17 protein-coding genes are annotated in these 19,450 nt (G+C 71.0%); 9 read left to right on the plus strand and 8 right to left on the minus strand.

The genetic code is table 11. The features are described from left to right. Positions 1-5 precede the first annotated feature (5 nt). Positions 6-836, minus strand: coding sequence for a TatD family hydrolase (locus PPSIR1_RS45895; protein ID WP_086001204.1), 831 nt, complete (start codon positions 834-836; stop codon positions 6-8). A 75-nt stretch (positions 837-911) separates the two neighbouring features. Here PPSIR1_RS45895 and PPSIR1_RS10585 point away from each other — a divergent pair, with 75 nt between their 5' ends. The 3 genes from PPSIR1_RS10585 (at position 912) to PPSIR1_RS10595 (ending at position 4,369) form a co-directional block, all read left to right on the plus strand. Further along, positions 912-1,247 carry a hypothetical protein gene (locus PPSIR1_RS10585; protein ID WP_006971035.1) on the plus strand — a complete coding sequence of 112 codons (336 nt, stop codon included), beginning with the start codon at positions 912-914 and terminating at the stop codon, positions 1,245-1,247. Positions 1,248-1,673: 426 nt separating this feature from the next. Next, positions 1,674-3,161 (plus strand): FAD-binding oxidoreductase, encoded by a 1,488-nt coding sequence (locus tag PPSIR1_RS10590; protein WP_006971036.1) that lies wholly within the window; start codon positions 1,674-1,676, stop codon positions 3,159-3,161. Next, on the plus strand, positions 3,158-4,369 hold the full coding sequence (locus PPSIR1_RS10595; protein ID WP_006971037.1) for a leucine-rich repeat domain-containing protein: 1,212 nt from the start codon (positions 3,158-3,160) through the stop codon (positions 4,367-4,369). The genes PPSIR1_RS10590 and PPSIR1_RS10595 overlap by 4 nt, the downstream gene beginning before the upstream one ends. Positions 4,370-4,397: 28 nt before the next feature. Here the strand turns inward: PPSIR1_RS10595 and PPSIR1_RS10600 are convergent, their stop codons facing one another. Continuing rightward, positions 4,398-4,925: an HNH endonuclease gene (locus tag PPSIR1_RS10600; RefSeq protein ID WP_232296459.1), complete on the minus strand. Its 528-nt coding sequence runs from the start codon at positions 4,923-4,925 to the stop codon at positions 4,398-4,400. 419 nt (positions 4,926-5,344) lie between these two features. Here PPSIR1_RS10600 and PPSIR1_RS10605 point away from each other — a divergent pair, with 419 nt between their 5' ends. Then, positions 5,345-6,793, plus strand: a complete 1,449-nt coding sequence (locus PPSIR1_RS10605; protein ID WP_006971039.1) for a UDP-N-acetylmuramoyl-tripeptide--D-alanyl-D-alanine ligase — start codon at positions 5,345-5,347, stop codon at positions 6,791-6,793. Between the two features lie 150 nt (positions 6,794-6,943). Here PPSIR1_RS10605 and PPSIR1_RS10610 read toward each other — a convergent pair whose 3' ends face one another. The 3 genes from PPSIR1_RS10610 to PPSIR1_RS10620 all read right to left on the minus strand — a co-directional run bounded on the left by PPSIR1_RS10610 (position 6,944) and on the right by PPSIR1_RS10620 (position 9,421). Continuing rightward, entirely contained in the window at positions 6,944-8,188 is a 1,245-nt protein-coding gene (locus PPSIR1_RS10610; RefSeq protein ID WP_157595410.1) for a penicillin-insensitive murein endopeptidase, read from the minus strand. Beyond that, the gene (locus tag PPSIR1_RS10615; RefSeq protein ID WP_006971041.1) at positions 8,185-8,766 is read right to left on the minus strand and encodes a PH domain-containing protein; all 582 of its coding nucleotides are present in this window, start codon (positions 8,764-8,766) and stop codon (positions 8,185-8,187) included. Before PPSIR1_RS10615 ends, PPSIR1_RS10610 begins: the two co-directional genes overlap by 4 nt. Positions 8,767-8,830: 64 nt before the next feature. Then, positions 8,831-9,421, minus strand: coding sequence for a hypothetical protein (locus PPSIR1_RS10620; RefSeq protein WP_006971042.1), 591 nt, complete (start codon positions 9,419-9,421; stop codon positions 8,831-8,833). A gap of 57 nt (positions 9,422-9,478) precedes the next feature. Here PPSIR1_RS10620 and proC point away from each other — a divergent pair, with 57 nt between their 5' ends. The 3 genes from proC to PPSIR1_RS10635 are packed head-to-tail and all read left to right on the plus strand — an operon-like array spanning position 9,479 to position 13,248. Further along, positions 9,479-10,303 (plus strand): pyrroline-5-carboxylate reductase, encoded by an 825-nt coding sequence (proC, locus tag PPSIR1_RS10625; protein WP_045115779.1) that lies wholly within the window; start codon positions 9,479-9,481, stop codon positions 10,301-10,303. Then, complete coding sequence (locus PPSIR1_RS10630; protein WP_006971044.1) at positions 10,300-10,794, plus strand: hypothetical protein; 495 nt, start codon at positions 10,300-10,302, stop codon at positions 10,792-10,794. Before proC ends, PPSIR1_RS10630 begins: the two co-directional genes overlap by 4 nt. A gap of 21 nt (positions 10,795-10,815) precedes the next feature. Beyond that, complete coding sequence (locus PPSIR1_RS10635) at positions 10,816-13,248, plus strand: TonB-dependent receptor plug domain-containing protein (protein ID WP_045115780.1); 2,433 nt, start codon at positions 10,816-10,818, stop codon at positions 13,246-13,248. 403 nt (positions 13,249-13,651) lie between these two features. Here PPSIR1_RS10635 and PPSIR1_RS10640 read toward each other — a convergent pair whose 3' ends face one another. Further along, positions 13,652-14,761 (minus strand): hypothetical protein, encoded by a 1,110-nt coding sequence (locus PPSIR1_RS10640; protein WP_006971046.1) that lies wholly within the window; start codon positions 14,759-14,761, stop codon positions 13,652-13,654. Between the two features lie 183 nt (positions 14,762-14,944). Between PPSIR1_RS10640 and PPSIR1_RS42385 the strand changes: the two genes are divergently transcribed. Together PPSIR1_RS42385 and PPSIR1_RS10650 are read left to right on the plus strand one after the other, a co-directional pair. Further along, positions 14,945-16,753: a sensor histidine kinase gene (locus PPSIR1_RS42385; RefSeq protein ID WP_006971047.1), complete on the plus strand. Its 1,809-nt coding sequence runs from the start codon at positions 14,945-14,947 to the stop codon at positions 16,751-16,753. Positions 16,754-16,794: 41 nt separating this feature from the next. Further along, positions 16,795-17,526, plus strand: coding sequence for a hypothetical protein (locus PPSIR1_RS10650; RefSeq protein WP_006971048.1), 732 nt, complete (start codon positions 16,795-16,797; stop codon positions 17,524-17,526). A gap of 18 nt (positions 17,527-17,544) precedes the next feature. Here the strand turns inward: PPSIR1_RS10650 and PPSIR1_RS10655 are convergent, their stop codons facing one another. After that, positions 17,545-18,636, minus strand: a complete 1,092-nt coding sequence (locus tag PPSIR1_RS10655) for a beta-ketoacyl-[acyl-carrier-protein] synthase family protein (protein WP_006971049.1) — start codon at positions 18,634-18,636, stop codon at positions 17,545-17,547. 153 nt (positions 18,637-18,789) lie between these two features. Then, positions 18,790-19,425, minus strand: a complete 636-nt coding sequence (locus PPSIR1_RS10660) for a hypothetical protein (protein WP_157595411.1) — start codon at positions 19,423-19,425, stop codon at positions 18,790-18,792. Positions 19,426-19,450 lie beyond the last annotated feature (25 nt).

Below are 19,450 nucleotides of genomic sequence, written 5' to 3' on the forward strand. Positions count from 1 at the left end.
CGCTTTTACTCGTTTCGCGCGGCGAGATCATCATCTGCCAGTCCAAACACGCGGCAGGCGTTGGTCCAGGTCTGCGCCGCCACCGACTCGAGGCTCTCGCCCCGGACCTCGGCCAGGCGCGCGGCGACGTCGACGACGAAGGCGGGCTCGTTTGGCGCTGGACGTCGCCCAGGCGGGGTCTGATCCGGCGCGTCGGTCTCGATGAGCATGCGCTCGGCCGGCACGGACCTCGCCGCCTCGACGACCTTGCGCGCCCCCGGGATGCACAGGTTGCCCGCGAAGGACAGGTAGTGGCCCATCGCGACCAGCTGGCGACCGACCTCGGCGCTCCCGGAGAAGGCGTGCAGCACCGAGGGCGGGGTCGGCCGCTCGCGCAGCAGCTCGAGCATCGCCCCGTGAGCGCCGACGCAGTGCAGGGTCAGGGGCAGACCGAGGGTCCGGGCGATCTCGAGTTGGCCGCGGAAGCAGGCCACCTGGTGCGCCCGGGCCGGAGCGCCCGGCGCCTGTCGAAAGTCGAGTCCGCACTCCCCCACTGCATGGGCAGCTGGAAGCACCGAACTCAGCTGAAACTGTAATTTCGAAAGGAGATCTCCCAGCGCTTCAGACTTGATTTCACTCACGCAATATGGGTGCAAACCTAACGAGAAGACCATCCTGGGTCCTGTCAATTGGACCAATTTGGGCAGTTCTGGCCAGTCCTCCGGTGACACCGCTGGCACTAAAATCGCGCGTACCCCGGCATCTGTGGCATTTTGGAGCAGGTTAGGCAATTCCTGCACATGCGCTCGCCGCGAACGCTGTATGTGTGCATGTGTGTCAAAAAAATACACTCTCACTGAATGTACGCGCGTTTGACGCTACGAAAAAGCCGCTGTAAAAGGTCCCTGTCCTTCAGCCCAGGAAGTTCTGAAATGGCCAACAGCAAGATTGAACGCGTTCTCCGCCACGACGGCATCATCGCCGTCCTCGACTGGTTCACTGATCCCGCCCAAGGTGGCGGCGAGCCCGAGTGGGTGGGTGATGATCGCTGGAACCCCATCGTGATGGAAGCCGTGAAGCTCCGTCAAATCGCCGGTGAGCCCTCCGTCCGCGTCCTCGTGGGCGACCACGCCGTCCTCGTCTCCGGTGACGACAAGCACGTCGTCGGCGTCGTCTTCATCAAGGGCCATCCGGTCGTGAAGTCGGTCGTGCGCATGGTGAGGCAGCTTCTGCGTCCCCGCCAGCCCAAGCCCACGGCGACTGTCTGAATCCACCTTTTGCCCCAACCTTCGGGCGGTCCTAGGACGGGATCAACCGAACGATCAACGCGCGACTCATGCCCCGAGTCGCGCGTTTCGTTTTTTGAGAGGGTGGGTCGAATCGCATCAGCGGATGGGTCATCCACCATCGACGGCCACCGACTGCGACCTGGCCGAAGGGCCGGCCACTTGGTCTTTGGCCCGAATTCGAGGCGATCAACCGGAGGATCTTGCGCACCCTCGATGTGTTGAACGCTCGACCCAAAAAAAGCGTTTTTAGTGGCCATTGGTACGTGAGCATCCGCAGCTTTGGGTTGAACGCGCGCGCTCGTTTAGATGCCCTGAAAAAGGTGCTCCAGACTGCATATTTGGATTTCTTCGAGCACGGCGAGAGCGGCAGTTCGGCAGATCGGCGAGCTGGCGTAGCTTCCCGGCATGTCCGCCAAGCGCCGGGCCGATGACCCCGACTTCCTCGCAGCCCTCCGCACCCTCGGCGACGAGGTCGACGTGCGGGTCATCTCCGAGGGGGACGACCTCCAGCACTACGGGAGCGACCGCTGCAAGGGAGGCTGGCCCGTCGCGCCGGGGGTCGTGGTGCTGCCCAAGAACATCGAGGCGATCCAGGGCCTGGTCCGGCTGTGCGCCCAGTGGGACGTGGCGATCGTGCCTTCGGGCGGGCGCACGGGCCTGACCGGGGCGGCCACGGCCACGGCGGGCGAGCTGGTCCTCTCCCTCGAGCGCCTCGACGCGATCTTCGAGGTCGACCCCGCCAGCCGCATGCTCCGGTGCCAGGCCGGGGCGACGGTCGAGGCGGTGCAGCTCGCCGCGGCCGAGCACGGGCTGATGTACCCCGTCGACTTCGCGGCCAAGGGCTCGGCCCACATCGCGGGCTCCGTGGCCACCAACGCCGGCGGGGTCAAGGTCATCCGCCACGGGCTGACGCGCGACTGGGTCTCCGGCCTCGAGGTCGTGCTCGCCGACGGCGAGCGCCTGCGCGTGGGCGGGGAGCTGATCAAGGACAACACGGGCTACGACCTGCGCCAGCTGTTCATCGGCTCCGAGGGGACCCTCGGCGTCCTCGTCGAGCTGACCTTGAAGCTCAGCCCCCGACCTGCAGGTCAGCTCGTCGCGCTGTGCTCCGTGGCCAGCGACGCCGCCGTGCTCGAGCTCTTCGCCCGCCTGCGCCGGTCTCCGCTGACCCTCTCGGCCTTCGAGTGCTTCGACCGCGGCTGCGTGGACCAGGTCATCGCCCACCGCGGCGTCGACCAGGCGGGCCCGCTCGCCGAGCTCGGGCCCATGCAGGTCCTCGTCGAGATCGAGCTCTCGGACCGAGACGTCCACGAGGACGAACAACGGGACGAGGGCGAGGGAGAGACCCACAGCCCCCGGGAACAGCTGATGGCCGTGCTCGGCGACGCCATGGAGGCCGAGGAGCTCCTCGACGCCGTCCTGGCCGCGAGCGCGGCCCAGGCCCGCGAGCTGTGGGCCTGGCGAGAGGACATCTCCGAGTCCCTGCACCCGTCTACGCCCCACAAGGCCGACGTGTCCGTACCCGTGCGTGAAGTCGCGCGCTTCGTCGAGCGGTGGCGCGCTGCGGTGGCCGAGGCCCTGCCCGAGATTCCGGCCTTGTGTTTTGGCCACGTCGGCGACGGCAACCTGCACCTCAACCTGCTGCGCCCGCCGACCATGGCGCTCGAGGATTTCCTCGGACGCTGCCATGGCTTTGACGGCCAGCTCTACGCCCTCGTCCAGGCCCACGGCGGCAGCATCTCGGCCGAGCACGGCATCGGCCTGCTCAAGCGTGACTACCTTGGTCATTCGCGCAGTCCGCGGGAGATCGAGCTGATGCGAGGGATCAAGCGAGTCTTCGATCCACAGGGTATCCTCAACCCCGGTAAGCTCTTGCCCCCCGAGTCTGCATGACCGCCGTCTTCGACGATCTCCAAGCCGCGCTCGAGTCCAAGGAGACCTGCAGCGAACTCGACTTGGTGCTCGAGTACGGCGACAGCTTCCCCACGGAGCTGGTCGCGCTGACGGAGCTGGAGACCCTGCGCGTGGTCTGCCCCCAGGGCACCGTGCAGCTCCCGCCGTGGATCGGCCGGATGCGCGGGCTCAAGACCCTGGAGATCGACGGCGAGCTCGAAGAGATCCCCGAGAGCCTCGGCGACCTCGACACCCTGCGTCGCCTGGTGCTGCGCAGCTCCGGCGCCTTCCCGCCGGTCATCGCCAAGCTGACTCGACTCAGAGACCTCGAGCTCGAGGTGTCGACGGTCGAGACGGCGCCCACGGCCCTCGCCGAGCTCAACCGCCTCGAGGTCCTGCGCCTGCGAGTCTCCCGGCTCGAGCAGATCCCCATGGGCCTATTGTCCCTGCCCAACCTGCGCGTGCTGGTGATCGAGGCGGTGAGCAGCAAGCAGCCCCCGGAGGGCCTGCCCGCGGCGCTCCCCGGGCTGCGCCACCTCGAGGAGCTGGCGATCTCCAACTGGCGGATGTCGAGCCTGCCCAAGGCCCTGCTCAAGCTGACCGAGCTGCGCAGCCTGACCCTGCGTCGCTGCGGCGTCGACCACCTGCCCAACGGCTGGGTGAGCCTCGCCCGGCTGCGCAAGCTCGACCTGTCCGAGAACCGCCTCGCTACCCTGCCCCCGGCCATCGACGGCCTCGTCAGCCTGCGCGAGCTCGTCCTCGGCCAAAACCCGATCTACGAGCTGCCCCCGCAGATCGGCGCCCTGAGCCACCTCGAGCGCCTCGACGTCGACGGCAGCCGGATGCGCAACCTCCCGGCGGACATCGGGCGGCTGCACTCGCTCAAGATCCTCAGCGTCTCGGACACGCGCAGCCTGGTCGAGCTCCCCGACAGCGGCAACCGCTTGAGCAAATTGACCAACGTCGACATCTCGAAGAACAACATCCACACCGTCCCGGGGTGGTTGTTCGAGCTGCCTCGCCTGGTCTCCCTGCGCCTCGACGGCAACCCGATCTCGAGCCTCCCGGAGTCGCTGTACTCCAACGACCACCTGTCGCGGCTGAGCGTCTACGGCATCCCCCTGCGCGACGACGTCAAGCGCTTGATCGATCGCTTCCGCAAGGCCCGGGCCGAGGTCAACCGGCCCGTCGAGATCTTCGGCGTGTAGCAGCCATTGGTCTGCTCGGGCGGTCGGCTCAGGCCGCGTCCGTGCTCGCGCTCTTGGGCAGCCAGTCGAGCCACGGCGGCGGGACCTCGTCGAGGCCGGACATGTTGGGCGGCGTCCAGCGGGGCCGACGGGGCTCGCTCGCCAGGTGCATGCCCGCCTCTTCCGGGGTCCGCCCGCCCTTTTTCAGGTTGCAGGGCGAGCACGAGCTGACGATGTTCTCCCAGTTGGTCGGGCCGCCGCGGTGCCGGGGGATGACGTGGTCGAGGGTCAGCTCGCGGCGCGGCAGCCGAACGCCGCAGTACTGGCAAGTGTGACGATCCCGGACGTGCACGCCCTGGCGAGAGAAGCGGACGATGTACTGTTGCGGACGGTAAGGCCCGAGCAGGCGAACGACGGCCGGCGCCGGGTAGTCGCGGCTCACCGTGCGGACGGGGCGGGCGTGGGCGGCCACGAGCTCGACCTTGCCCAGAAAGTTCATGCAGATCGCCCGCTGCCATGGGATCACGCGCAGCGGCTGGTAGCCCTGATCGAGCAACAAGGTGTCTCGGATACTCACGATTTCAACCATCCAGGAGCGAGGTCAGCGTGTCCGTTTCGCCCTGTGGGCGCTCCCATGAACCGGACACGCGGTCTGTCTAAAGCGTCCCTGAGGACTCTGTGAACGACATCCATCCCGACGAGCGTCGAGACTCTAGCATGCGAATCCAAATGGGCACGGACGAATCGAGGCTTTTCCAGGGCGCCCTCCCGGCCCGACCGAGGGCGCCGAGCGTCACACACGAAGCCTGTCTCCAATGCATCGTGTGCATGTTTGGAGACGATTCGAGCCGCGGCGCCCGACGCCCGCGACGAGCCTGAAAGAGAATTGCTACACAGCGCAACTCGGAATTGCTCCGACACATGCGCCGGCTCCGGCTGCGCTCGGGGGTCGTGCTCGGGCGGTGCAAGGTGACAGATCGCGGGCTATCGTGAGCCGTGCGCTGGAGCCCCGAACGCCTCGCCGCCGCAGCCTCTGGCCGCCTGCTCCGCGCGGGCACGCGGCCCATCCAAGCGGCCTTCATCGACAGCCGAACGCCCACCCCGGGCGGCCTGTTCGTGCCCATCGTCGCCGCGCGCGACGGCCACGACTTCATCCCCGCTGCCCTGGCCGCGGGAGCGAGCGCGACCCTGGTCGGCCCCGGCCGCGGCGAGGCCGTGCCCGAGGGTGACTTCACCGTCGTGGAGGTCGGCGACACCCTCGAGGGGCTGACGCAGCTGGCCCGGGACGCTCGCGCGCAGCTCGACGGGCCCGTGGTTGCGATCACCGGCAGCAACGGCAAGACCACGACCCGGGCCTTCGTCGAGGCTGCGCTGCGCACCGCCTTCGACCCGCTGATCTGCACCCAGGGCAACTTCAACAACCACCTCGGCCTGCCGCTGACGCTGGTGGGTGGGGTGGCGGGCACCGAGCCCCCGCGCGCGGCCGTGCTCGAGCTGGGCATGAGCGCCCCCGGCGAGAACGACCACCTCGCCCAGGTCGCCGGCCCCTCGGTCCACGTGATCACCTCCATCGCCCTCGAGCACCTCGAGTTCATGGGCAGCCTCGAGGCCATCGCGGCCGCCGAGGCCGAGCCCCTCGCCCACCTGCGCGCGAGCGGAGGCCACCGCCCCCTCGCGGTCCTGCCCGGGGACGAGCCGGCCCTCGTGCCGCACCTGCCCGGGCCTGACTCGGGCTTGCGAGTGCTCCGCTTTGGCTCGCCCGACGCCGCCATCGGAGCGCCCCTCGACGTGGCGATCGTCGCCGTCGAGGTCGGCGCCCGCACCCGCGCCGTGCTGCGCCTGCGCGGCGAGGACGGCCAGGAAGACCGGGCGCTGAGCCTGAGCCTGCGGACCTTCGGGGCCCACAACGCCCGCAACGCCGCGGCGGCCGTCGCCGTCGCCGCCCACCTCGGCCTCGACCTCGACGCCGTCGCTCGAGCCCTCGAGGCCGTCGAGCCCGTCGGCGACCGCGGGCGCCTGCTCGAGCTCGAGCTCGGCGGCCACACCCACGCCCTCATCGCCGACTGCTACAACGCCAACCCCGGCTCGATGAGCGCGGCGCTGGGCAGCCTCGCCATGCTCGACGGCCCCCGCGTCGCCGTGCTCGGCGACATGCTCGAGCTCGGACCCGACGAGGACGCGCTGCACCGCGAGGTGGGGACCGAGGCCGCGCGCCTGGGCATCGACGCCGTCCTCGGAGTGGGGCCCCGGGCCCGCGCCATCGCCGAGGCCGCCGCCGACGCCAAGCCTGGCCTGGTCGCCCACGCGGTCGAGCGCGACGCCGTCGACGAGGCCTGCGCGTGGATCCGTGCCCGCCTCGAAGGCGCCAGCGAGCCCGGAGCCGTGCTGTTCAAGGCCAGCCGCGGCATCCAGCTCGAGCGCGTCGTCGAGGCCCTGCGCGGCTGAGTGCTGTTTTGCCCCCACAGCCGGCTGGGACCGGGGGCGCTTTGTCGCTCCGCTCCTCCGCTTTGGCTTGGTGGGCAATGCAGTTCGTGCCTTGGAGAAGGCTCGTGGTCGCCCCCGTAAGCGGGGGCGTGGATTCAAAATGGCCAGAGCCTACTCGCCGCACTCGGGCTCGGCGGGCCCGCAGGGGAAGCGGACGTGGATGTGGTCGGCGTGGCCCGGCGAGTGGCGGACCAGGCCCAGGCTCGCCGCGGAGCCCCGCGGGTACTGCATGAGCTCGCCGAGGGTCGCGTCGTCGAGGCCCGCCTCCTGGCCCGCTTTGTAGAGCCGGCGCTGGGCCTTGTAGTCGAGGAAGATCACCGACACGAAGCCGGTGTCGGCGAAGGCCTGGATCAGCTCGAGGGTCGCGGGCCAGTCGACGCGGCGCAGCGTCGGCGGCAGGCTCTGGGGGACCTCGGGGCGCAGCGGCAGGCGGATGTCGAGGTCCCGGCCGCTCTGGTGCGAGATGTGCCCGCCGATCTTCCCGCCGCGCTGCCGGCTCATGGTCCCGACCCGGATCGGGTTGGGGTAGTCGGAGCGCGCCGCGAAGTGGTCGAGGGCGGCGACGGTGTGGCGCACGGCCCAGGTCGTGCCCCAGGCGGAGTTGGGGTAGCGCCGCTCGTAGCCCGGGCCCGGGGGGAGCTGCACGGCGGCGACGAGGACCCCCGCCTGGGGCGTGCCGATGCCGTGGGCGCCCGGGGGGACCAGGGCCGCGCGGGCGTTTTGGGGCACGTCGTCGACGATCGAGGCGTAGACGAGGGGATCGATCCACACCGTCACGGCCTCGCCGAGCTCGAGGCTGCGCCCGATCGCGCCGACGTTCCAGGCGCGCAGCCGCGAGGTGTCGACGCCGTAGCGCCGGGCGATGGAGCCCCAGCTGTCTCCCTCGACGACGCGGTGGCTCAGGGCCTCGCGGGGCGGCGGGAAGCGCTGGGCGTAGATCCGCAGCCGCGCGGGCTTGCGTGGGTGGAGCTCCTCGTCGTCGCCGAGCTCGTTCCAGTTGCGCACGCTCGACTCGCGCACGCCGTAGCGAATCGCGAGCTGGGCGACGGTCTCCCGGGGCAGGGTCTCGTGGCGGATCCACCGGGGCAGCTCGCCCGGATCGTGCGCGGGCATGCGCCAGGTCGGCTCGGGCTCGGGCTCGGGCTCGACCGCGGGCTCGGGCTCGACCGCGGGCTCCGGAAGACTCGGAGCGTCCGGCTCGACCGTCGCCGTCTCCACCGCGAGCGGGGCCTCGACCACCGCGGCGAGCTCGACCGCGGCGCGACCTCGCGGCCCGTCCGAGGCCGCCTGCGCGTCACAGGCGAGCACCGCCCCCGCCAGGCCGAGCCCGGCCAGCACCCGGCGACGCGCGCTCACGCGAGCTGCTCGAGCGCCCCGTCCTCGCCCTCTTGGCCCACGAGCTCCATGGGCCGGCTCGTCTGGCGCGCGTCCTGGACGGCGTCGCGGAGCTTCTCGAACAGCTCGCGGTGGTTGGGCAGGCCGTGGAGCTCGAGGTTGGGGTCGCTCTGGTCCGTGCTGATCAGCGTGATCTTCCCGTTGCCGAGGACGCGATCGAGCAGGCTCTGGTTGTACTTGACGTCGAGCACGCGCCACAGCTCGAGGCTGTCGACGGACTTGCTGATCACCCCGTGCTCGGTCTCGATGCGCCGGCCGGTGACCTTGTACTTGGTCGACACGTGGGTGACGTAGGTCCAGCCCAGGCCGGGCAGGCCGACGAGCCACAGCAGGCCCAGCATCCACCCCGGGACGCCCCACGCGAAGGAGTTGATGGCGATGGCCAGCGCGCCACCGAGGGCGCTCGCCAGCCCCCACTTGACGTAGCCGCCGAGGCTCGCGCTGTGCTTGGCCGGTCCGGCGAACATCACCTCGCTCGAGCCCGCGGGCGCCGTGGATCCACGGGGCGGCTGGGCGACGGGGGGCTGCGCTTGGTTCATGGACCCACCGTAGCAGAAGCCGACCCCGTCGAGGCAGGCCCTTGGGCCAGGGGGTGGCTCCAGCTCAGTGGTACACGGGCTCGCTCGGGCCGGCCTCGCGCGAACCGGGGGTCGGCGGCGGGTAGGTGGGCTCTGGCTTCGGCGCGGGATCCACCTTGGGTTCGACTGGAGCCGGTTTCGGTTCTGGCTTTGGCTCCGACCTTGGCTTCGGCTCGGGCTTCGGCTCGGGCGGACGCACCCGCTTGGGTCGCTTCGGCGCGGGCGCGTCGGCCTCGGACTCGAGGGCCGCGGGCCGCCTCGGGCCCCGTCGGCGCGCGCCGGGCAGCGGCGGCTCGTAGTCGCTCTCGACCGCGGGCTCAGCGTGCTCGGCGTCCTCGGCCTCCACCGGTCGGGTCGCCGCGGGCACCACGACCTCCTCGTCGGGGATCCACGTCGGCGCCTCGACGTACTCCCCGAGCACGCGGTCGCGCAGCTCCTCGAGGGCCGGGTTGATCGCCGAGCGCGTCCCCGCGAGGAGCTCCTGCGCCTCGGGGGTCTCGCTGATGGTGTCGACGTGCTCGGCGAAGGTCTTTCCGCCCAGATCGATGGCAAAAGCCCCCCACAGCGCGATGGCCACCACGGACAGGCTGATCAGGGCGCGGACCGGTCGAAACACCGCTACCAGTGTCGCGCGGACCCTCGGCCGCGCCCAAATTTCGTGCTAAGGCGCGGCATGCTCGACACAGCTCGAAGCTTGTGCGTCATCGGCTGCGGCACCATGGGCGAGGCGATCGTCGGCGGGCTCATGCGCGCGGGGTGGCTGGAGCCCGATCGCGTCGTGGTCACGGCGCGCCGGGCCAGCGTCGCCGAACGCCTGCACGAACGACTCGGGGTCGCGGCGACCACGGACAACCTCGCAGCCTGTCAGGGTGCGCAGGTCGTCCTCGTGTGCCTCAAGCCCCAGCGCTTCGCCAAGATCCTCGACAACGACGCGATGCGCGAGGCCCTCGCGGGCAAGCTGCTGATCTCCATCGCCGCAGGGGTGACGCTGAGCTCGCTGGCGCAGTGGCTGCCGCAGACGGCCCTGATCCGCGCCATGCCGAACACGCCGTGCCTGATCGGCGAGGGCATGACCGTGCTCGGGCGCCGCGACGCCGGCCCGACCGCCGCGAGCGACGAGCAGCTCGCCCTGGCCAAGCGCATCTTCGACTCCGTCGGCGTGACCGCCGAGGTCGAGCCCAAGCTGATGGACGCGGTCACCAGCCTCAACGGCAGCGGCCCCGCCTTCGTCTATGTCATGCTCGAGGCCATGGCCGACGGCGGCGTGATGATGGGCCTGCCCCGGGACGTCGCCGTGACGATCGCCGCGCAGGTGTTCCGCGGCGCGGCGGGCATGGTGCTCGACACCGACCTGCACCCCGCCGCGCTCAAGGATCAGGTGACCACGCCCGCGGGCTGCACCATCGCCGGGATCTTGACCATGGAGGACGGCCGCATCCGCTCCGTGCTCGCGCGGACCATCCAGGAAGCGACCAAGGTCGCGGGGTCGCTCGGATGAGGCGCGCGCCCCAGGCGGTGCGCGTCGCCTTCGCGGCGTGGACGCTGGCGGGCTGCCGCCCCGAGCCCACGCCGCCGACGAACCCCGACCCGGACCCCGCCGAGGCCAAACCAGCCCTCGCCCCCGGCACCTGCAACACCGACTCGGACTGCACCGAGGGCCGCGCCTGCCTCGACCGGCGCTGCGTCTCGACCTCCGCCCAGCGCTCCGCCGGCGCCTGCGGCCTCGCCCCCATCACCTTCCCCGACGCCAGCCGCCAGCTCCCGGAGGCCGCCCAGGTCCGCATCGACGAGGCCCTGCCCTGCCTGCGCGAGGCCATCGCCGAGGGGGGCACCCTGGAGCTTCACGTCCTCGACGCGGATCCCCTGGCCAGCGAGCGCGCCGCGGTGCTCCGGGCCTTCCTCGACCAGCGCGAGCTCGGCGAGGTGGAGCTCGAGCGCGGATCCCCGAGCGAGGGGGAGCCCGGCCGCCTCGAGCTGCGCTTTCGCTGAGCTCCTCGGTATGATGGCTCGGTGCTCCTCGGGTCCAACGCGCTGCTCGGTCTCGCGTTGGTCCTGGGCTTGCTCGGGCCCGAACCTGAGCCGAAGCCAGAACCCGAGCCAAACCCCGAGCCAGAACCCGAACCGGCTGCAGAGCTGCCTCCTGGACCCGAGACCCACGGGCGCGTGGAGCTCGAGGCCCAGGTCCGAGGTCGCCGCGATCCCGTCGCTGGGGCCCGGCTCTACGCCGTCGACGAGGCGGCGGCCATCGAGGTCAACCCCGAGCGCCTCGGCGAGCTCGACGAGGACGGCAAGGTCGCGCTGTGGCTCGCGCCCGGGCGCTACACCGTCGAGCTGGTCGCCGACGGCTTCGAGCCCCTGCGCTTCGAGCTCGAGGTCCGCGTCGGCGAGCGCGAGGTCCTCGAGCTGCGCGTCGACGAGCAAGTCGGCGGCAAGCGCTACCGCACCGAGGTCAGCAGCGAGCGCGCCGGGGTCCTGAGCCGCACGCGGCTGCGCGACGAGGCCATCCACGAGCTCCCGGGCTCCGGCGGCGACCCCTTCTCGGCGATCCGCTCGCTGCCCGGCGTCGCCCAGGTCACCGGCTTTTTGCCCTACGTCGTCGTCCGCGGCGCGGCCCCGGGCAACACCGGCTACTACCTCGACGGCGTCCGCGTGCCCCTGCTCTTCCACGTCGCCGCGGGCCCCTCGGTGATCCACCCCTACTTCGTCGACAGCGTCGACTTCTACCCCAGCGGCGCCCCCGTCCGCCTCGGCCGCTACGCGAGCGGGATCATCGAAGGCCGGACCCGCGAGCCCGGCCGCGAGCGCGTCCGCGGCGAGGTCGATCTGCGCCTCACCGACGCCGGCGCCCTGGTCGAGATCCCCTTCGATCGTCCGCGCGCGCCGACCGAGGACTGCCCCGACTGCCGCGGCCCGGCCCGGGGCTCCCTCGCCCTCGCCGGGCGCTACAGCTACACCGGCCTGCTGCTCTCGGCGATCCCCGCCCTCAACGTCAAGCTGCGCTTTTGGGACTACCAGGCCCGCCTCGACCACGACCTGGGCCCCCGCGCCCGCTACACCGCGTTCGTGTTCGGGGCCTACGACGAGCTCGGCCAGGCCCGGGCCCAGGTCCTCGACGACGACGGCGACGTCGTGATCGACGAGGACCCCGATCCCTTCGTCCGGCTCGAGTTCCACCGCATCGATCAGCGCGTCGACCAGCGCCTGCGCGGCGGCGCCCAGATCCGCTACGGCCTCACCCTCGGCCTCGACCGCTCCGGGGTCCAGGACGTGCGCGTCAACGAGTGGCGCGTCAGCCCTCGCCTCGAGCTGCGCAAGACCCTCGTCGACAACCTCGAGCTCCGCGCGGGCCTCGATCAGTCGCTCCAGTTCTTTCGCCTGCCCCAGGGCCTGAGCACCTCGACGACCGGCGCGTCCGTCGAGGACCTCGCCCTGTTCCTCGCCGAGCGCACGGTCTCGTCGACGGGCCTCTACGCGGACCTGCGTTACTCTCGAGGCGCCGTCGAGGTCCAGCCCGGCGTGCGCGTCGAGCTGTGGGCCCAGTCCGGCGTCAGCCCTTACCTGCCCGAGGCCCGGACGCGCAGCTCCGCCGTCGGCCTCGACCCGCGCCTGAGCGTGCGCGAGGCCGTCAGCGATCGCTGGACCCTGCGCCAGACCCTCGCCGTCCACCACCAGCCCCCGGACCCGCCCCTGCCGATCCCCGGCGTCGAAGGGGTCAGCCTCGACGCCGGGTTGCAGCGCAGCGTCCAGGCCAGCTTCGGCTGGACCGGCCGCCTCGGCGACCGCGCGGAGCTCGAGCAGACCCTGTTCGGCGCGCGCCTGACCAACATGCAGGACTACGAGCTCGGGGGCGACGACGGCGATCCTGGGGGCCAGTCGATCAGCGAGCTCGAGGACTTCCTCATCCGCGTGTCCGGGTGGTCCTGGGGCCTCGAGAGCCGCCTGTCCCTCGTGCCCACCGGCAAGCTCTACGGCTGGATCGCCTACACCCTCAGCTGGTCGATCCGCGACTTCCCCCTGGGCGGCACGGCCTTTGCCACCTGGGACCAGCGCCACATCCTCAACGCCGTCGCCGGCTGGACCTTCAACCGCAAGTGGCGCGTCGGCGGCCGCCTGCACGTCAACACCGGCCGGCCCTACACCTCTCGCCGGTCCCTCCCCGAGGGCGGCCTCGAGAACCTCACCGAGGCCCTCCGAAATCACCGCAACGACGCGCGCCTGCCCACCTTCGTCCAGCTCGACGCCCGGGTCGAGCGCATCTTCACCTTCCGCGACTTCCGCCTGCACCTCTACCTCGACCTGACCAACGCCAACCTCGGCCGCGAGGTGCTCAGCTGCGACACCAACGCCCAGCCCACCGAGGTCGTGGAGGTGATCGACGGCTGCGTGAACCCCCAGGCCCTGCGCTACGTGCTCCCGAGCCTCGGGCTGCGCGCAGTGTTTTGATTTTGCAGGCCGAGTCTACGACCACCGCCAAACCAACGCCCCTCACCCCGCCAAACCACGCCCCTCATCCCCGCCAAACCAACACCCCTCACCCCCCCATACCAACGCCCCTCATCCCCGCCAAACCAACACCCCTCATCCCCGCCAAACCGACGCCCCTCACCCCCCCCAAACCAACGCCCCTCACCACCGCCAAACCAGCGCCCCCCTTGGGGGGCGACCACATGCACCCTAGAAGGCACGAACGGGTTTGAGGACAAGCCCAAGCGGAGGAGCGGACAGCGACGAAGCGTCCCCGGTCCTAGCTGGCTGCGGGGGCAAAGTTAAAAGCGTCCCCGGTCCTAGCTGGCTGCGGGGGCAAAGTTAAAAGCGTCCCCGGTCCTAGCTGGCTGCGGGGGCAAAGTTAAAACCGCAGCGAGCCGCCGAGGACGAAGCCGCCTTCGAGCAGCGGGGCGCCGCCCAGCTGCAGGTCGTGCTCGAGGAGCTTGGCCGCGGCGGGCTTCTCCTTGTGCACGAACAGCAAGGTCGTGAACGCGGCGGTGCCGATGGCGAACAGCCCGGTGGCGATCCACCCGGCCGTGGCGACGCCGGCGATGGTGTCGGCGCGCTTGCAGACGTCGCCGACGGACTTGTTGATGACCCGGTTCGGCTCGTTGGGGTCCGGCGCCTGCAGGGCGATGGCGCACAGGTCTCCCTGAGTGTTGGGGTCGATGTCGTTGCTGTCCGAGTTGTCCTGGAGCGAGGCCTCTGCGGCGGCGAGCAGGTCGCGGCGCACGGGGCCGTTGGGGCCGATGGCGACGGTGGCCCCGATCGCGGTGCCGAGGCTGGCGAGGGTCAGGGCGCCCATGGCCCCGACGCCGACGTACTTCCAGGTCGGCCGCGGCGAGTAGGGGCCCCAGACCAGGTCGCCCTCCTGGGCCGGCTCCTCGACGGGGACCTCCTCGGGCGTCTCCTCGACGGGGACCTCCTCGGGCGTCTCCTCGGCGGTCGGGTTGTAGAGCTCCTCGACGAGGCCCTTGGCCGTGGTCGCCAGGGCGTCGCCGCCGACCTCAGCGGCGCCGAGCTGGCGCGAGAGCTCGTTGCGCAGCTCGCCGGTGTTCACGTCGAGCAGGGCGAGCTCGACCTTGAAGCCGTCGCCGTACTTGGTCATCGACCCGTAGATCATCGCCTGGGTCTCGAGGGCCTTGCCGCCCTCGGCGAAGCAGGGGACGTCCTCCTCGCCGCAGCCCATGGTCAGCTTGAGCTCGGCGAGGGTCATGGTCCGGCCGTCGTCGAGGCCGCGCTGAGCGAGCTCCCAGCGCAGCGCGTCGCTGAGCGCGGTGACCTCGTCGCCCTCGCCCTCGAGACCGAGGAAGGTCGTCACCTCCTCGACCTGGGCCTGGGCGAGGAGCCGCGCGCCGGGGTGCTGGTTTGCCTGAGCGACCTGCGGGGTCACGACGAAGGCCGTGGCGCTGAGGCTCACGGCGACGGCGGAGGCGGTCAGGCGGGGGAGGATGCTTCGGACGCGCGGCATGACGACTGGCGCACGCTCCGGTGGAAGGAGCGGGCAGGGCGAAAGTGACACGTCCAGCCGGAGCTGAAAAGCCCACGCGCTCCGTGATGCTCTCGGGGCGTCGGCGCAGCTGGGGGCGCAGCGGGGCCCAAAAAGCCGGAGGGAGCCGGAGGGAGCCGGAGGAAGGGAGTAGCATGGGCGCGCGTGAGCGAAGATCCCACCGAGACCGAGGCCGACGTCGGGTCCATGCCCGCGGGCGGGGCCCCGCACGGGGACGACGGAGCGCTCGGCCTCCTCGACGACGAGGATCCAGAGGACGAAGCTGCGCATGCAAGCAGCTCCGAGAGCGAGGCCTGGCCGCCCCTGGGACCCCTGCGCAGCGTCGCCGCCCGCATCGTCGCCCTGGTCCTGCTCGTGGTCATCGGCACGGGCCTGTCCTCGCTGTTCGTGCGTGAGGAGGTTCGCGGGCTGCGCACGCACTTCTACCTGCTGACCGCCGTTTATGTCCCCTTCCAGACCCGCGTGCTCCGGGCCCAGAGCCAATCGCAGCGCGTCGCTGGGCTGATCCAGAGCTACGGCAACCCCGAGACCCAGCTGGGCTACGGCGACCTCGCCAACGCCGAGGACGCCCTGAGCCTGCGCTCGAGCTTGCTGGTCGACATGCGCCGGCCCCTCGACGAGGCCCTCGAGCACCCCGACCGCCTCGGCGGCATGGACGAGCTCGGCGACGTCAAAAAGTTGCACGAGCGGGTCGAAGCCCTCGAGGCCCTCGCCGCCCTGGAGGAGGGTGTCGACATCGAGGAGCGCCTCGCCGACGCCTCGCGCCAGGCCGAGATCAACCGCCACTTCCGCGATCTCCAGCAGTCGACCAACGTCGCCGTCGCCGGCCAGCGCGAGCTCGTGGCCGAGGCGGGCCGCGAGGTCGAGCAGCGCGTGCTCATGGTCACCTTTGCGACGGCCGCGGTCTCGCTCATCGCGACCTTGCTGGTGATCCTGACCCTTCGTCCGCTGCGCCGACTCGCGGTCAGCGTGCGACGCATCGGTCGCGGCGACTGGAGCGAGCGCATCCAAGTCGGCCCCAAGCCCGAGCGCGACAGTGAGGTCGCGCGCCTGGGCCGAGAGGTCAACGCCATGGCCGCCGCGCTCCAGGAACGCGAGCAACGCCTGCTCCGGGGCGAGCGGCTCGCGGCGATCGGTCGGCTCGCGGCGCAGATCACCCACGAGATCCGCAACCCGCTGTCGAGCGTCGCGCTCAACGCCGAGCTGCTCGAGGACGAGCTCGGCTCCCTCGGCAGCGACGGCGGCGAGGCCCGGCAGCTGCTCACGCGCATCGCAACGGAGGTCGACCGGCTCACACAGATCACCGAGGCTTACCTCGGCTTCGCCCGCCGGCCCGTGCCCCAGCTGCAGCGCATCGAGCTCAACGCCGCCGTGCGCGATCTCCTCGATTTCCTCGCCCGCGAGCACGACCACAACCGCATCTCGATCGTGCGCGAGCTCTCGCCCGAGCCCGTGTGGGTCGAGGCCGATCCCGGCCAGCTGCGCCAGGCCCTGCTCAACTTGCTGCGCAACGCCGCCGAGGCCGTGCTCGAGGTCGCGGGCGGACCCGCCGTGCTCGACTCGGGCGTGGGCGACCTGCTCGACGACTTCGAGGACGAGGGCGAGGGCGAGGCAGAGGCCGACGCGGGCGAGGAGCTGGGGTCGAGCGGGGAGCACCACGCACGGATCCGCGTCGCGCTCGAGTGTAAGGGCGGACGGGCTGCGCTGATTGTCGAGGACAGCGGCCCTGGGATCCCGATCCCCGAGGGCGGCATCGAGCGGATCTTCGAGGCCTTCGTGACCAGCAAGGCCCACGGAACGGGGCTCGGACTGCCCATGGTCCAACAGATCGCCGTGGACCACGGCGGCGCCGTTCGCCTGGTGCAGACCGGGCCCACCGGCACCACCTTCGAGTTTGCCATCCCTGCTTGCGCTCCTCCGAGCGCCTCCGTATCCTCCCGAAACTCAGCGTAGAGTCCGCCGGCTTCGTGCCCAGCGTTCAGGATCGCCTCCCCATGTCCACGCGTCGTCCCCTCGTCCTCGCCCTCCTGCTGTCTTCGACCTTTGCCGCCAGCGCGTGCACGGCCTTCTTCGTGCCGGGTGAGGACGACGACGGGATCGTGCGCTGCAACAACACCGACGACTGCCCGCAGCCCGACGACAACCGCTGGCGTTCGCAGTGCGTGTTCGGTGAGGACCAGGACCCGGGCTCCGACAAGGTCTGCGCGCCCTTCTTCCGCGACGACATCGGCTGCGACCCCGAGAGCACCTTCACCGGCGACAGCCCCATCCTCGCGGTCTACGAGGACGCCACCGACGCGAACTCCCGCGTGCTCTACGTCGCCTGCGAAGAGGCCAACCTCGGCAAGCAGGGCTGCCCGCCCGCCCCGGGCATGGGCTGCAACGACGGCCTGACCCCCAACGACAGCAACGTCTGCGACGTCGAGGGGGCCGAGATCCCGGCGATCTTGCCGACCACCGTCGGCGGCACGGACATCGCCGGCCACGACGTGCTCGACCAGTACTGCCGCAGCTACTTCTGCGACGAGAGCTACGTGTGCGACAAGAACAGCTTCCGCTGCCTGCCTTGCAACAGCTCCGACCCCTTCAGCGAGGGCGGCTGCGGCACCCTCTACATCCAGGGCGAGCGCTCCCCCGCGTACACGGACCTCGACTCGGCCATGGCCAACTGCTCGGGCGACCTCAGCGTCGACGAGCAGGACATCGGCACCGCGCCGAACCCCTGAGCCAGTCCGCTCGCCTCTTCAGCTCGCCGCGCGGACCGTCGACGATGCCATCGTCGGGTCCGCGCGTTGCATTGGCGCGAGCTCGATGCAGGTCTCGCCGAGGGTGAGCGTGGCCGAGCCGACGCCCGGCGTGAGCGCGGCCAGGCGCAGGCGCGGACCGATCCGCATGTGGCCGCGCAGGGCCACGTCGAGGGTCTGCAGCAGCGAGGCCGCGCCCACGTTGCCGCGCTGGGCGTGGAGGGCCCGGGTCAGCGCCGTGGTCTCGCGCAGCTCGGGGAACTCACCCTCGATGTGGTCGAGGAGCGAGCCGCCCGCGTGCAGCAGCAGCGGCTCCGTGAGGCTCTGGGCGTCGAACGCGTTTCGGAGCTCGGCGCCCAGCTCGCGGTCGTCGTCGCCGAGCTCGAGCTTGGCGGGCCACGAGCGCGTGCTCGAGCTGGCCCCGCAGTAGCGCAGCGCGGCGCCCTCGCCCGGCTCGCGGCTGACCACCACCGCCGCGGCGCCGTCCGAGGGCAAGCTGCCCGCGACCACCTCGGACACGCTCGGCGCCTCGCTGTGCTGGTGGGCGAGGGCGTGGGTGCCGAGGGCGTCGACGCAGACCACGACGACGTTGGCGCAGCTCGGGCTCAGCAGCTGGTCGGCGAGTTGCAAGCCGTGGACCGCCCCGCAGCCGCCGTGGCCCGTGAGGTCGAAGACGAGCGCGTCCTCGGCGATGCCCAGGCGCGACTGGAGCACGCGGCCGAGGCTCGGGAAGCCCATGAAGCCGTCGTTGACCACGATCAGCGCGTCGCACTCGCGCGGGCCGAGGTGCTCGGCGAACAGATCGACGAGCACGCGCGTCGCCATGCGCAGGGTCGCTTCATTGACCATGTGCATCCAATCTTCCCGGCACGCGATCTCCTCGGCGCGGAGCTCGAAGTTGCGGGCGAGGATCCCCGAGCGCTCGTAGAGAAAGGGCGCGAGCCGCCCGATGCGATGCGCGCCAGCGAGCTCGCTCAGGCGCTCGAGCATGGCCTCGGCCAGCTCCTCCTGGGCGTAGCGAAACTGCCCGGGGGAGAAGGTCAGGCCGCGCAGGTAGGCCGGCCCTCGCGTGCGATCGAGTTGCGCATCCATGTCCCCATAGTGATTTGCCGGCGTGTTTTCATTCACCCGAGAGTTGCCGAGCGTTTGGGAACCCTCGATTCGCACTACCCATTTCGCACATGTGCAGAGATTGCACGACAAAGGGGAGCCTCTCGGCTCCCCTCCCTGCCCCACGCCCACGACTCAAAACGGGCTGAAGGCCTCTTCCTCGATCCAGTCGCGGCCGTCGAGGTCGAGGGCTTCGAGGGCGCCGAGCTGCGAGTCGCTCGTCCACGAGTCGGCAGCGCCCAACACCGCGGCCAGGGCGGGCTGGTCGTCGTCGGCGAGCTCTTCGGCGATGTTCGCCAGATCGGCCTCGAGACGCTCGGGCCGAACCTCCCAATCCTCGCGGCTGTAGACCACCGCCTTGCGACCGCGCGCGTCCGTGATCTCGAGGCACAGGTCGAAGGGCGCCGGCGCCTCACCCCCGCACTCCCAGGTCCGCACCTTCACGCCGACCTTGACGTGGTCCTGCGGGAAGAACAGCCCGAGGCGATCGCCGTCGAGGCGCCAGCGGTAGACCTCGAGGAGGTGGCGCCAGTTCGAGGAGCGCCCGGTCACGCCGAAGCGACCCTGGGGATGATCGAGCAGGATCAGGTGGCCGATCATGTCGCGCTCGTTTGCGGGCACGCGCTCGATCCACGGCCGGTTGGTGAGCTGCGCCGTGCCCTGGGCGCTGTCGTCTCCAAACAACGCGCTGCCCGCCGTCCACAGCCCGAGCCCGCACGCGCCGACCACCGCCAGCGCCACCCAAGTTGCCTTCTGATTCGCCTTCGACATGCCCCCGAGTGTGGCATCGGCGCAT

It is taken from the genome of Plesiocystis pacifica SIR-1 (assembly GCF_000170895.1).
In the GTDB taxonomy this organism is placed as follows: Bacteria; Myxococcota_A; Polyangia; order Nannocystales; family Nannocystaceae; genus Plesiocystis; species Plesiocystis pacifica.

Coding starts and splice junctions, on each gene's coding strand:
- PPSIR1_RS10595 (WP_006971037.1), top strand. CDS start 3,158: ATGACCGCCGTCTTCGACGATCTCCAAGCCGCGCTCGAGTCCAAGGAG.
- PPSIR1_RS10640 (WP_006971046.1), bottom strand. CDS start 14,761: ATGCCGCGCGTCCGAAGCATCCTCCCCCGCCTGACCGCCTCCGCCGTC.
- PPSIR1_RS10585 (WP_006971035.1), top strand. CDS start 912: ATGGCCAACAGCAAGATTGAACGCGTTCTCCGCCACGACGGCATCATC.
- PPSIR1_RS10655 (WP_006971049.1), bottom strand. CDS start 18,636: ATGGATGCGCAACTCGATCGCACGCGAGGGCCGGCCTACCTGCGCGGC.
- PPSIR1_RS10615 (WP_006971041.1), bottom strand. CDS start 8,766: ATGAACCAAGCGCAGCCCCCCGTCGCCCAGCCGCCCCGTGGATCCACG.
- PPSIR1_RS10660 (WP_157595411.1), bottom strand. CDS start 19,425: ATGTCGAAGGCGAATCAGAAGGCAACTTGGGTGGCGCTGGCGGTGGTC.
- proC (WP_045115779.1), top strand. CDS start 9,479: ATGCTCGACACAGCTCGAAGCTTGTGCGTCATCGGCTGCGGCACCATG.
- PPSIR1_RS10590 (WP_006971036.1), top strand. CDS start 1,674: ATGTCCGCCAAGCGCCGGGCCGATGACCCCGACTTCCTCGCAGCCCTC.
- PPSIR1_RS10650 (WP_006971048.1), top strand. CDS start 16,795: ATGTCCACGCGTCGTCCCCTCGTCCTCGCCCTCCTGCTGTCTTCGACC.
- PPSIR1_RS10630 (WP_006971044.1), top strand. CDS start 10,300: ATGAGGCGCGCGCCCCAGGCGGTGCGCGTCGCCTTCGCGGCGTGGACG.